General features: G+C 72.7%; 9 protein-coding genes. 7 read left to right on the forward strand and 2 right to left on the reverse strand.

Annotated elements, in window-relative coordinates:
• Nucleotides 1-4: 4 nt before the first annotated feature.
• Together AB0A74_RS32800 and AB0A74_RS32805 are read left to right on the forward strand one after the other, a co-directional pair.
• Nucleotides 5-1,777 carry a dipeptide/oligopeptide/nickel ABC transporter permease/ATP-binding protein gene (locus tag AB0A74_RS32800; RefSeq protein WP_358255616.1) on the forward strand — a complete coding sequence of 591 codons (1,773 nt, stop codon included), beginning with the start codon at nt 5-7 and terminating at the stop codon, nt 1,775-1,777.
• The gene (locus AB0A74_RS32805) at nt 1,774-2,622 is read left to right on the forward strand and encodes an ATP-binding cassette domain-containing protein (protein WP_358255618.1); all 849 of its coding nucleotides are present in this window, start codon (nt 1,774-1,776) and stop codon (nt 2,620-2,622) included. Before AB0A74_RS32800 ends, AB0A74_RS32805 begins: the two co-directional genes overlap by 4 nt.
• Here AB0A74_RS32805 and AB0A74_RS32810 read toward each other — a convergent pair.
• Nucleotides 2,612-4,717 (reverse strand): alpha-galactosidase, encoded by a 2,106-nt coding sequence (locus AB0A74_RS32810; RefSeq protein WP_358255620.1) that lies wholly within the window; start codon nt 4,715-4,717, stop codon nt 2,612-2,614. The two genes, AB0A74_RS32805 and AB0A74_RS32810, sit on opposite strands and share 11 nt — an antisense overlap.
• Before the next feature lie 65 nt (nt 4,718-4,782).
• Between AB0A74_RS32810 and AB0A74_RS32815 the strand changes: the two genes are divergently transcribed.
• The 5 genes from AB0A74_RS32815 (at nt 4,783) to manA (ending at nt 11,146) form a co-directional block, all read left to right on the forward strand.
• The gene (locus AB0A74_RS32815; RefSeq protein WP_358255621.1) at nt 4,783-7,224 is read left to right on the forward strand and encodes a glycoside hydrolase family 2 protein; all 2,442 of its coding nucleotides are present in this window, start codon (nt 4,783-4,785) and stop codon (nt 7,222-7,224) included.
• Nucleotides 7,221-8,057 (forward strand): substrate-binding domain-containing protein, encoded by an 837-nt coding sequence (locus tag AB0A74_RS32820; RefSeq protein ID WP_358255623.1) that lies wholly within the window; start codon nt 7,221-7,223, stop codon nt 8,055-8,057. The genes AB0A74_RS32815 and AB0A74_RS32820 overlap by 4 nt, the downstream gene beginning before the upstream one ends.
• A gap of 8 nt (nt 8,058-8,065) precedes the next feature.
• Nucleotides 8,066-9,052: an L-glyceraldehyde 3-phosphate reductase gene (gene mgrA, locus AB0A74_RS32825; RefSeq protein ID WP_358255625.1), complete on the forward strand. Its 987-nt coding sequence runs from the start codon at nt 8,066-8,068 to the stop codon at nt 9,050-9,052.
• A gap of 74 nt (nt 9,053-9,126) precedes the next feature.
• Nucleotides 9,127-10,062 carry an ROK family protein gene (locus AB0A74_RS32830; protein ID WP_358255627.1) on the forward strand — a complete coding sequence of 312 codons (936 nt, stop codon included), beginning with the start codon at nt 9,127-9,129 and terminating at the stop codon, nt 10,060-10,062.
• Between the two features lies 1 nt (nt 10,063).
• Nucleotides 10,064-11,146 carry a mannose-6-phosphate isomerase, class I gene (gene manA, locus AB0A74_RS32835; protein ID WP_358255629.1) on the forward strand — a complete coding sequence of 361 codons (1,083 nt, stop codon included), beginning with the start codon at nt 10,064-10,066 and terminating at the stop codon, nt 11,144-11,146.
• A 20-nt stretch (nt 11,147-11,166) separates the two neighbouring features.
• Here manA and AB0A74_RS32840 read toward each other — a convergent pair whose 3' ends face one another.
• Nucleotides 11,167-11,832 (reverse strand): lytic polysaccharide monooxygenase, encoded by a 666-nt coding sequence (locus tag AB0A74_RS32840; RefSeq protein ID WP_358255631.1) that lies wholly within the window; start codon nt 11,830-11,832, stop codon nt 11,167-11,169.
• Nucleotides 11,833-12,090: the final 258 nt, after the last annotated feature.

Raw genomic sequence — 12,090 nt, forward strand, 5'->3', positions numbered from 1 at the left:
CACCGTGACCAACCCCAGCACCGTGCCGGCCGCCGCCCCGCGCGGGTGGCGGTCGATGTTGCCGAGCCGGTCGCCCAAGCTGCTCGTCGGCTTCGGCCTGATCGCCGTGATCACGCTGTTCGGCGTGCTCGGCCCGTTGTTCGCGGGCGACCCGACGACCATCCGCGACCTCGGCCTGACCCCGCCCGGCGGCGACTTCCCGCTGGGCACGACGTTGACCGGCCAGGACGTCCTGGCCCAGCTCGCCCACGCGACCCGGGGCTCGCTCTACATCGGCCTGCTGGTCGGGCTGATGGCGACGGTCCTGTCCGCGTTGTTCGGGATCGTCGGCAGCTACGCCGGCGGGTACGTGGACGAGGCGTTCTCCCTGTTCTCCAACGTGATGCTGGTGATCCCCGGGCTGCCGCTGGTGATCGTCATCTCCGCGTTCGTGCCGGCCGACCGGCGCGGGTCGTGGACCATCGCCGTGGTGCTCGCGATCACCGGGTGGGCCGCGTCCGCGCGCGTGCTCCGGGCGCAGACGTTGTCCTTGCGCAACCGCGACTACGTGGCGGCGGCGCGGGTGTCCGGTGAGCCCGCGTGGCGGGTGATCACCGTGGAAGTCCTGCCGAACCTGTTGCCGCTGCTGGCTTCCCAGTTCGTGTTCTCCGTGGTGTACGCGATCCTGAGCGAGGCCGGGCTGTCGTTCCTCGGCCTGGGCGCGTCGAACTCGTCCACGCTGGGCACGATGCTGTACTACGCGCAGAACGGGTTCGCGTTGCAGCGCGACGCCTGGTGGTGGTTCGTGCCGCCCGGGTTGGTCATCGCGTTGTTCGGGTGCGGCCTGGCGTTGGTGAACTTCAGCATCGACGAGATCATCAACCCGAAGCTGCGGGACATCCCGAAGCGCGGCAAGGAGGTCGAGCGGGTCCCGCGACCGGTTCCCCGACCGTCCGACGACGTGGTGCTGACCGTGGCCGGGCTTTCGGTGGTCTACCGGGTCGGCACGCCGGTGCACGCGGTGAAGGACGTGTCGATCACGGTGCGGCGCGGGGAAATCCTGGGCCTGGCGGGCGAGTCGGGGTGCGGCAAGACGACCCTGGCCTACGCCGTCAACCGGCTGCACCGCCCGCCGGCCGAGGTCACCACCGGGTCGGTCACCTTCCACGACCGGGACGGCACGGACATCGACGTGCTGGCCCTGGGCCCGGAGGAGTTGCGGGCGTTCCGCTGGTCCAAGCTGTCGATGGTGTTCCAGGGCGCGATGAACGCCCTCAACCCGGTCACCACCGTGCGGGCCCAGCTCGACGACGTCCTCACCACCCACCGCCCGGAGCTGGGCAGGGCCGAGCGGCGGGCGAGGTGCGAGGAGGTGCTGCGGCTGGTCGGCGTGGACGTGCGGCGGCTGTCGTCGTTCCCGCACGAGCTGTCCGGCGGCATGCGGCAGCGCGTGATGATCGCGATGGCGTTGCTGCTCGACCCGCAGGTGATGATCATGGACGAGCCGACCACCGCGCTGGACGTGGTGGTGCAGCGGGGCATCCTGCGGGAGATCCTGCGGTTGCGCGACGAGATCGGGTTCGCGGTCCTGTTCATCACCCACGACCTGCCGCTGCTGCTGGAGCTGGCCGACCGGATCGCCGTGATGAAGGACGGCGAGGTCGTGGAGTACGCCACCGCCGAGGAGGTCTACGCCCGGCCGGCGCACCCGTACACGCGCAAGCTGCTCGACTCCTTCCCCAGCCTGACCGGCGAGCGCGGCGCGTTCGTCCGCGAGACCTCCGGGAGTGCGTTGTGACCGAGTTGGCGGCGAGGGACCTGGTCAAGGACTTCCACGTCCGGGTCGGCCTCAAGCGGGTCCGGTTGCGCGCGGTGGCCGGGGTGTCGTTCACCCTGACGCCGGGCCGGACGGTCGCGCTGGTCGGCGAGTCGGGGTCGGGCAAGTCCACCATCGCCCGCATGATCGCCCGGTTGGAGAAGCCGAGCGGCGGGTCGATCACGGTGACCGCCGACGGGGCCGCGGTGCCCGACAAGCGCTACCGGGACCACGTGCAGATGGTCTTCCAGGACCCGTTCGCCTCGCTCAACCCGTTCCACACCATCGCCCACCACCTGGAGCGGCCGTTGAAGCTGCACGGCCGCCGGCACGGCGAGGCGGAGGTCCGGCGGCTGCTCGAACGGGTGTCCCTGCCGGCGGACATGGCGCACCGCCGTCCGCACGAGCTGTCCGGTGGCCAGCGCCAGCGGGTGGCGATCGCCCGCGCGCTGGCGCCGGGGGCGAAGGTCGTGGTGGCCGACGAGCCGGTGTCGATGCTGGACGTCTCGATCCGGTTGGGCGTGCTGAACCTGTTGGCGCGGTTGCAGCGCGAGGAGCAGCTCGCGGTCCTCTACATCACGCACGACCTGGCCACCGCGCGGCACTTCTCCGACGACATCCTGGTGCTCTACAAGGGCCGCGTGGTCGAGCGCGGGCCGGCGGACGACGTGATCCTGAACCCGCGGCACCCGTACACGAAGATCCTCGCCTCGGCCGCGCCCGACCCGGACGCCCGGGGCCGCCCCCTCGACATCGACCCGGCCGACGTCGAGGAGGCGGGGGCCGCGCCCCCGTTCGACCACTACACGGCCGGGCTCAGCCGGTAGCGGTCGCCCGGAGCAGCACCAGCCGCTCCGGGTGCAGGACCGGGGCCTGGACGCCGGCCGCCGCGAGCACGCGGCCGGGCAGCACCAGGTCGCGGTCCCACCAGGGCAGCGCGATGCCCCAGTGGTGCGGGTTCCCGTCCGGCACGTCGCCGGGCGGCAGGGGGCGGACGCGGTAGGAGCGGTCCGGGTCGAGGCCGGGCAGCCGCACGGCGCCGGTCGGGCACACGTCCGACGTCGCCGTCGAGACGACCGCGAAGACCGCGTCCGCCCCGTCCCGGGCGACCACCCCGTGCACGGCCACGGCCGGGTCGGGGTGGTCGCCGTGCACGGCGACACCGGTGTGCAGGAGGCCCCGGACCTCCTTGTAGAGGGCCACCCAGGCGGTCAGGCGGTCCAGTTCCGCCGGGGTAGCGGCGGTCAGGTCCCATTCGATGCCGAAGTGGCCGAACAGGGCCGTCCCCGCCCGGAAGTCCAGGGGGTGCCGCCGGTGGGTGGTGTGCGAGGTGTCGGAGCCGACGTGGGAGCCGATCAGTTCCAGCGGCACGAGCACGTTCGTCCAGCGTTGGATGGACTGCCGCTCCAGGGCGTCGATGCAGTCCGACGCCCACACGCGGTCGGCGCGTTGCAGGATCTCCAGGTCCACCCGCGCGCCGCCCGAGGAGCACGACTCGATCTCGACGGTCGGGTGCCGCCGGCGCAGCTCGTCCAACAGCCGGTACACCGCCACGGTCTGGCCGTGCACGCCCGCGCGGCCGTGGTGGCCCGCCTCCACGAGGTCGCGGTTGTGGTCCCACTTCAGGTAGGCGATCGGGTACGTGGTGAGCAGGTCGTCCAGGCGGTCCAGGATGTGCTGGTAGGCCTCGGGGCGGGCCAGGTCCAGCACCTGCTGGTGACGGGTCCGCCGGGGCAGGCGGTCGCCGGCGCGCATGATCCAGTCCGGGTGGGCGCGGGCCAGGTCGGAGTCCTCGTTGACCATCTCCGGCTCGACCCACAGGCCGAACTGGAGGCCCAGGCCGGTGACGTGGTCCACCAGCGGGCCCAGGCCGTCCGGCCACACCTCGGCGGACACGTGCCAGTCGCCCAGCCCGCGCGTGTCGTCGCGGCGGGAGCCGAACCAGCCGTCGTCCAGCACGAACCGCTCGGCGCCGACCTCGGCCGCCTTGTCCGCCAACGCCTTCAGCCGCGCGAGATCGTGGTCGAAGTAGACCGCCTCCCACGTGTTGACCACGACCGGCCGGGGCGAGCGCGGGTGCGTGGGTCGTGCCCGCAGCCACTCGTGGAACCGCGCGGAGACGGCGTCCAGGCCCACGCCGTAGGACCCGAACTGCCAGGGCGACCGGTAGGTCTCGCCGGGTCCCAGCACGACCTCGCCGGACAGCAGCAGCTCGCCCGACCCGAGCAGCGCCACGCCCTGGCGGGTGCGTTCGCCGAACGTCCGGTGGTTGCCCGACCAGGCCGTGTGCACGGCCCAGACCTCGCCGGACCGGTTGCCGAAGCCCTCGGTGCCGGCGGCCACCAGGAAGGCCGAGTCGAACCCGGTGCGCCCGGCCCGGTTCTCCCGCACGCGCAGGCCCTGCGTGAACCGGGTCCGCTGGGGGCTGCGCTCCCGCGTCCACCGGCCGGTGAAGTCGAGGATCTCGACGGCCTCCGGCGGCACCGGCAGGGTCACCGACAGCGCGTCCACGGCGAAGTCGGAGTCCCCGGTGTTGGTCAGCGCCGCCCGCTGCCGGACCAGGCCGGAGTCGGTCAACTCGACCTCCAGCACCAGCTCCAGCCCCGCCTCGGCATCCACCGCCCGGAACGTGGTGCCCTCGACCGCCACCACCCGGAACGCGGTGGAGAAGTGCGGGCCGCCCCGGTTGCCCTCGATGCCGGGCGTCCCCAGCCACCCGGCGGACTGCTCGGGCACCACGGCCACCTCGACCGGTCCGTCCACCGCGTACCCGTGCGGTTGCGGCGCGGCGGCCAGGGCCAGGGCGTCGAGGTCCACCGGTCCCAGGTCGGCTCCCCAGTGCAGCACGCGGGGCAACGTGCCACCGCGGTGGTCGAGCACCAGGCTGACGCCCGCGGCGCGCAGGTGTGTCAGGTCGGCCACGTCTGTTCCTCTCGGCAGGGGATACTTCGTTGACTTACTTTAGTTGCTGGCGTAAGAATCGGGCTATGATCCGGAGGACCTTGTTGCACGACGGTTGGCGGCTCCGCGCGGTGGGCGGCCCGATCCCCGAGCACATCGCGAACGTCGAGGTCCCCGCCCGGATACCCGGCAGCGCGCACCTCGACCTCCTCGCCGCCGGCCTGATCGGCGACCCGTACCTGGACCGCAACGAAGCCGACCTGGCCTGGGCGCACCGCGCCGACTGGCGCTTCACCCTCGACTTCACCGCCGAGGCCGTGCGGCCGGGCGAGCGGGTGGACCTCGCGTTCGACGGCCTGGACACCGTGGCCACCGTCGAGCTGAACGGCGCGGTCCTGGGCGGCACGGCCAACATGCACCGGTCCTACCGGTTCGACGTCCGCGACCACCTGCGCGACGGCGGGAACCGGCTCGTCGTGACCCTGCGGTCGGCGCTGACCCACGCCGAAGAGCAGGAGGAGGCGCTGGGCCGGCGCGACCGCGCCTACGCGCACCCGTTCAACGCGATCCGCAAGATGGCCTGCTCGTTCGGCTGGGACTGGGGCCCAGACCTGCAGACCGCCGGCATCTGGCGGCCGGTCCGGCTGGAGCGCTGGGACACCGCGCGCCTCGCGCAGGTCCGCCCGCTGGTCACCGTGGACGACGACGGCACCGGCCGCGTCGAGGTGCACGTGACCGTCGACCGCGCGTCCGACGGCCCGCTGACCGTCGAGGCCACTGTGGACGGTCGTGCGGAGACCGCGACCGTCGAGGGCGACGGGGCCGTGCTCACCGTCCTGGTGCCGAACGCCGACCTGTGGTGGCCCGTCGGCCACGGCGACCACCCCCTCTACGACCTCGACATCACCCTGCACGCCGGGGGACCGGTCGACCAGTGGCGCCGCCGCGTCGGCTTCCGCACGATCACCGTGGACACCGCCCCCGACGACATCGGCACCCCGTTCACCTTCGTGGTCAACGGCAAGCCGATCTTCGCCAAGGGCGCGAACTGGATCCCCGACGACCACTTCGTCACCCGGATCACCCGCGACCGCCTCGCGCGCCGCGTCGACCAGGCCGTCGCGGCGAACATGAACATGCTGCGGGTCTGGGGCGGCGGGCTCTACGAGTCCGAGGACTTCTACGACGTGTGCGACGAGCGCGGGGTCCTGGTGTGGCAGGACTTCCCGTTCGCCTGCGCGGCCTACGCCGAGGAGTCCCCGCTGTGGGAGGAGGTCGAGGCCGAGGCCCGCGAGCACGTCGCCCGGCTGACCCCGCACGCCTCGCTGGCCCTGTGGAACGGCAACAACGAGAACCTGTGGGGCTTCGCCGACTGGGGGTGGCCCGAACAGCTCCAGGGCCGCACGTGGGGCCTGGGGTACTACCGGAAGCTGCTGCCCGCGATCGTCGCCGAACTCGACCCGACCCGGCCGTACGCGCCGGGCAGCCCGTACAGCCCCGGCGACCTGCACCCCAACCTCGACACCCACGGCACGCGCCACGAGTGGGAGGTCTGGAACCGCGTCGACTACACCCGCTACCGCGACTTCGCGCCCCGGTTCTGCTCGGAGTTCGGCTTCCAGGGCCCGCCGACGTGGGCGACGCTCACGACGTGGGTCCACGACGAGCCGCTGTCGCCGACCAGCCCGGCGTTCCTGCTGCACCAGAAGGCCGAGGACGGCAACGGCAAGCTGGAGCGCGGCCTCGCGCCGCACCTGCCGGTGCCCGAGGCGTTCGAGGACTGGCACTGGGCGACCCAGCTCAACCAGGCCCGCGCGGTGGCGTTCGGGGTCGAGCACTTCCGCTCGCACTGGCCGCGCACGGCCGGCGCGCTGGTGTGGCAGCTCAACGACTGCTGGCCGGCCACGTCCTGGGCGGCGGTGGACAGCGAGGAGCGGCCCAAACCGCTGTACCACGCGCTGCGGCACGCCTTCGCGCCGCGCCTGCTGACCGTGCAGCCGCGGGACGGGCGGGACGTGCTGGTCGCCGTCAACGACACCGACGCGGCCTGGACCGGCGAGGTCGTCGCGGCGCGGCGGACGTTCGCGGGCGAGGAGCGCGCGGCGGCTAAGCTCGTGCTGGACGTGCCCGCCCGGTCGGTGGCCGTCCTGGACCTGGCGCCGGAGCTGCTGACCCCGGCCGACGCGGAGCGGGAGGTGCTGGTGGCGACCACGGCGGACGCGCGTGCCGTGCACCTGTTCCGCGAGGACGTCGAACTCGCCTACGACCCGTCGCCGCTGACCGCGACCGCCGTGCCGGTGCCCGGCGGGTACCGGGTGGACGTGACGGCCACGTCGTTCGCGCGCGACGTCGCGCTGCTGGCCGACCGGGTCGCGCCGGACGCCGAGGTGGACGACGCCCTGGTGACGCTGGTCGCCGGCGAGGAGCGCTCGTTCCTCGTGCGCACCGCCGAGCGCCTGGACCCGGCCGCCCTGACCGGCCCGCCGGTGCTGCGGTCGGCGAACAGCCTGTGCGCGGTGCGGGCATGAGCACCGGTTCCGTCGGCCTGGTCCTGGCCCGCCCCGCGCGGCTGCTGGGCGCCGAGCCGTTCTTCATGGAGTTCATCGCGGGCATCGAGGAGCGGCTCGCCGAGCGCGACCAGTCGGTGCTGCTGCACATCGTCGGCGCGGAGGACGCGGAGATCGCCGCCTACCGGCGCTGGGCCGCGGGCGGCGTCGTGGACGCGGTGGTCGTGGTCAACCGGACCGTCGACGACCACCGCCCGGCCGTGCTGCGCGACCTGGGCCTGCCCGCCGTGTACGTGGGGGAACCCGATGAGCGGGCCGTGCCCGCCGTGCGCACCGACGACGCCGGGCCGGTCCGCGAGGCCCTCGCCCACCTGCTGGAGCTGGGCCACCGCCGGATCGCCCGGGTGAGCGGCCCGGAGAACCTCCTGCACACCCGGGCGCGCACCGCCGCGCTGCTCGCCGGGTGCGCGGAGGCGGGCGTCGAACCGGTGGTCGTCGAGGGCGACTACTCCGAGGAGTCCGGCGCGAAGCTCACCGCCGCGCTGCTGGACGCCGTCGAGCCGCCCACCGCGATCCTGTACGACAACGACGTCATGGCGGTCGCCGGCCTCGGCGTGGCGAAGGCCAGGGGCGTCGCCGTGCCCGAGCGGCTGAGCCTGGTCGCCTGGGACGACTCCACGCTGTGCCGGCTGGCCTCGCCCGCGCTCACCACCATGAGCGTGGACGTGCACCAGTTCGGCGTGTCGGTCGCCGAGTCCGTGCTGGAACTGATCGACGGCTCGCCGGTCACCGAGCGCTGGTCGCCGACCGCGACCCTGGTGCCGCGCGAGAGCACCGCCCCGCCTCCCGCCTGAGGAGAACCATGAGCCACACCGCCGCGCCGACGCGGTACGACGCCATGCCCTACCGCCGGTCCGGCCGCAGCGGCCTCAAGCTGCCGGCGGTGTCGCTGGGCCTGTGGCACAACTTCGGCCATGACAAGGCGTTGGACACCCAGCGGGCGATCCTGCGCCGCGCGTTCGACCTCGGGGTGACCCACTTCGACCTGGCCAACAACTACGGCCCGCCGCCGGGGTCGGCGGAGGAGAACTTCGGGCGGCTGTTCGCCGAGGACCTCGCGCCGTACCGGGACGAGATCCTGATCTCCACCAAGGCCGGGTACCACATGTGGGAGGGCCCGTACGGCGAGTGGGGCTCGCGCAAACACCTGGTGTCCTCTTTGGACCAGTCGCTGCGCCGCCTGGGCCTGGACCACGTGGACATCTTCTACCACCACCGGCCCGACCCCGACACGCCGCTGGAGGAGACGATGGCCGCGCTGGACCACGTCGTGCGGCAGGGCAAGGCGCTGTACGTGGGCATCTCGAACTACTCGGCCGACCAGACCCGCGCCGCCGCCGCGATCCTGCGCGACCTGGGCACCCCGCTGCTGATCCACCAGCCGTCGTACTCGATGGTCAACCGGTGGATCGAGGACGGCCTGCTGGCCGCGCTGGACGAGGTGGGCGCGGGCAGCATCGCGTTCTCGCCGCTGGCGCAGGGCGTGCTGACCGACCGCTACCTGGGCGGCATCCCCGAGGGGTCGCGCGCGGCCGGTCCCAGCCCGTTCCTGGGCAGCGCCAACCTGGACGAGGCGACCCTGGCCAAGGTCAAGGCGCTCAACGACATCGCGGCCCGGCGGGGACAGACCCTGGCGCAGACGGCGATCGCGTGGGTGCTGCGCAGCGTGACCTCCGCGCTGGTCGGCGCGTCGAGCGTGCGCCAGCTGGAGGACAACGTCGCCGCGACCGGCAACCTCGACTTCAGCACCGCGGAACTGTCCGACATCGAACGGGTGCTCCGTGGCTGAACCGCTTGCGGCACACCGTTTTCTGTCCTGTTTGTCATCTTGCCCCGACCCGACTTAACCGGTTAACTCGACTCATGGCCCCCGCACACGACCCGCTCGCGCTCGCCATCGACGTGGGCGGCACGAAGCTCGCCGCGGCGCTGGTAGCCCCGGACGGCACGATCACCGCCCGCCGCACCACCCCGACACCCGCCGGCGCGGGCGAGGTCGTGTGGCGGGCGTTGGCCGAGATCGTCCGCGACCTGCTCGCGGGGGACCCGGTGCTGGTGGGCGCGGGCATCGCGTCCGCCGCGCCGATGGACCTGCGCACGGGCACGGTCAGCCCGGTGAACATCGGCGGCTGGCGCGGGTTCCCGATCGTGGAGCGGGTGGGCGGGCTGGTCCCCGGCCTCCCGGTGCGGCTGGGCGGCGACGCGCAGTGCATGGCGCTGGCCGAGTACCACCACAACACCGGCCGGGGCAGCCGGTGCCTGCTCGGCATGGTCGTGTCCACCGGGATCGGCGGTGGTTTCGTGTTCGACGGCAAGGCCCACTTCGGCACGGCCGGCAACGCGGGCCACGTCGGCCACTTCGTCGTGGACCCGGCCGGCCCGGACTGCCGTTGCGGCGCGAAGGGCTGCGCCGAGGCGATCGCGAGCGGCCCGTCGATGGTCCGGTGGGCGGTGGACCAGGGGTGGCGTCCGAGCGGGCGGGCGGACGGCGTGGCCCTGGCGGCGGCGGCACGGGCGGGTGACCCGGTGGCGCGGGCGGCGTTCGACCGGTCCGGCGCGGCGGTCGCCCACGTGATCACGGTGGCCGCCGCGCTGTGCGAGATCGACCGGGTGGTGATCGGCGGCGGCGTGGCCCAGGCCTGGGACCTGCTGGAGCCGGCCGTGACCGGTCCGCTGGCGGCGTGGCCCGGGTTGGAGTTCATGCGGGCGGTGGAGGTCCGGCCGGCCACGCTGGGCGTGGACGCCGGTCTGATCGGCGCGGCGGCTTTGGTGGGTGACCGCACGCCGGTGGCGCTCTGACATGCGCGCCCTGGACACGACCATCCGCGACTACCACTGGGGCTCGCGCACGGCGTTGGCCGATTTGCGGGGCGAGCCGCCGAGTTCGTCGCCGGAGGCCGAGCTGTGGGTGGGTGCCCACCCGTCCGCGCCTTCGCTCCTGAGGGGCGCTGGGACCCCGTTGGACCGGTATGTCGCCGGCGACCCGGTGGGTCTGTTGGGGCGGGAGGCTTTGGCTGCCTTCGGTCCTCGGTTGCCGTTCTTGCTGAAGGTGCTGGCGGTGGAGACGCCGTTGTCGCTCCAGGTGCACCCGGATCGTGAACAGGCCAGGTCGGGACACGCGACGGGTGTCTTCGGGGACGACCGGCCCAAGCCGGAGATCTTGGTGGCACTGACGGAGTTCGAGACCCTGGCCGGCTTTCGCGACCCGGCGGAGACCGTGGTCCTGCTGGACTCTTTGGGTGCGGCTTTCGGGCCCTTGCGCGACTTGGTGGCGGCGGGGAACTTGCGTGGCGCGTTGCGTTGGGCGCTGCACGAGTCGGTTGACCTGGTGGACCCGCCTGTTTGGTTGGGTTCGGTGGCCGCGGCTTACCCGGGTGATCCGGGGGTGATAGCGGCGCTCCTGTTGAACCACGTCACGCTTCGGCCGGGTCAGGGTGTTTACGTGGCGGCGGGTGTGCCTCACGCCCATCTGCGTGGCACGGGTGTGGAGTTGATGGCGGACTCCGACAACGTCGTGCGGGCCGGGTTGACGTCCAAGCCGGTGGATGTGGGGAGGGTGCTGGAGCTGGTCGAGTTGACGCCCGGCCTTGTCCTGGACGGCGAGATCGTTGGTCCTTTGAGGACTTATCCGACGCCGGAACCCGAGTTCAGGTTGCACGCGGTCTTGCCCGGTGCCGTCCTGCACGATCAGGGGCCGCAACTCTTGTTGTGCGTCAAGGGTTCTGTGGAGTTGGCGCGCGGCGGTGACCAGTTGGTGCTGTCTGCCGGGGAGGCGGCTTTCCTGCCGCACGGCCACAAGACGCGCGTGGCTGGGGACGGGCAGGCGTACTGGGCCACGACGGGTGCGGCCGGGTCGCCGGCGGCGGGTGCGGCGGTCGGTTGAGCGCCGCACCCGGTCACCCCCTACTGGAAGATGACGTCACTGCACAGGTAGTAGGCCTGGTCCATGTGGCTGGCCTGCCAGATCGTGAACACCACGTGCCGTCCGGTCCGGCTGCCCGCGTTGACCTGGGCCTGGTAGAGGCCCGTGGTCGGGTAGCGGCCGGTGGAGGTCACCAGTTCCAGGTTGCTCCAGCTCAGCGGCTGGGTGGTCGGGTCGAACCCCTGGCGCGTGATGTAGACGCGCAGGTAGTCCGCGCCGTGCCGGGCCTGGTCGGTGATGGTGAGCGTGAACTGGCGCGGCTTGGTCGCGGCCTGCCAGGGGCCGACGGCGTCCAGCGCCCGGTATCGGCCGGCCTCGGTGAGGCCGCCGCTGCAGAGCTGGCCGTTGGGCAGCGCGCCCTGGTGGTTGCCGCCGACGCCGTTGCGGTACAGGCCGTTCCAGTTCCACATGGCGTTCGGGTCGGTCTTCCAGGCCTGCGCGCACATCGGGTCGGTCTGACCCATGTTCGGGTTCAGGTGGTCGCTGCCCCAGCGCTGCCAGCAGCCGTAGTTGCGCGAGGGCGGGTCGGTGACGGACCCGTGCGCGCCGGCCACGCCGGGCGTGATCAACGCGACCAGCCCGGCGGCGAACACCGCCAGCACCGCCGAGACGACGCCGAGGCCCCGGAAACCGCGTCTGAAGGTCATGTGTGTCCTCCACGATGAGGATGTTCAATGACTGGGAGCGCTCCCAGTTCCTCAAGGTAGCTGACTCGTCACCAACTGTGAACCCCGTTCTCCTGTCGAGACGCTTCGCTTCTCCGGACGCTTCGCTCTCTTCAAGCTTGACGCGCTTCGCGCTCTCAAGCCTGACGCGCTGCGCGCTCTCAAGATCAAAAGCGCCTCGCCGGCGGGCAGGCCCCCGGGGGTGGAAGGGCGTCGGTTCGTTCCCCGTACGGCCTGCCG

The organism is Saccharothrix sp. NPDC042600 (assembly GCF_040647305.1).
GTDB lineage: Bacteria > Actinomycetota > Actinomycetes > Mycobacteriales > Pseudonocardiaceae > Actinosynnema > Actinosynnema mutabilis.

Bases quoted from the DNA above. Each gene is read 5' to 3' on its own strand.
- AB0A74_RS32840 (WP_358255631.1), bottom strand. From the start codon at position 11,832: ATGACCTTCAGACGCGGTTTCCGGGGCCTCGGCGTCGTCTCGGCGGTG.
- mgrA (WP_358255625.1), top strand. From the start codon at position 8,066: ATGAGCCACACCGCCGCGCCGACGCGGTACGACGCCATGCCCTACCGC.
- AB0A74_RS32830 (WP_358255627.1), top strand. From the start codon at position 9,127: ATGGCCCCCGCACACGACCCGCTCGCGCTCGCCATCGACGTGGGCGGC.
- AB0A74_RS32820 (WP_358255623.1), top strand. From the start codon at position 7,221: ATGAGCACCGGTTCCGTCGGCCTGGTCCTGGCCCGCCCCGCGCGGCTG.
- manA (WP_358255629.1), top strand. From the start codon at position 10,064: ATGCGCGCCCTGGACACGACCATCCGCGACTACCACTGGGGCTCGCGC.
- AB0A74_RS32815 (WP_358255621.1), top strand. From the start codon at position 4,783: ATGATCCGGAGGACCTTGTTGCACGACGGTTGGCGGCTCCGCGCGGTG.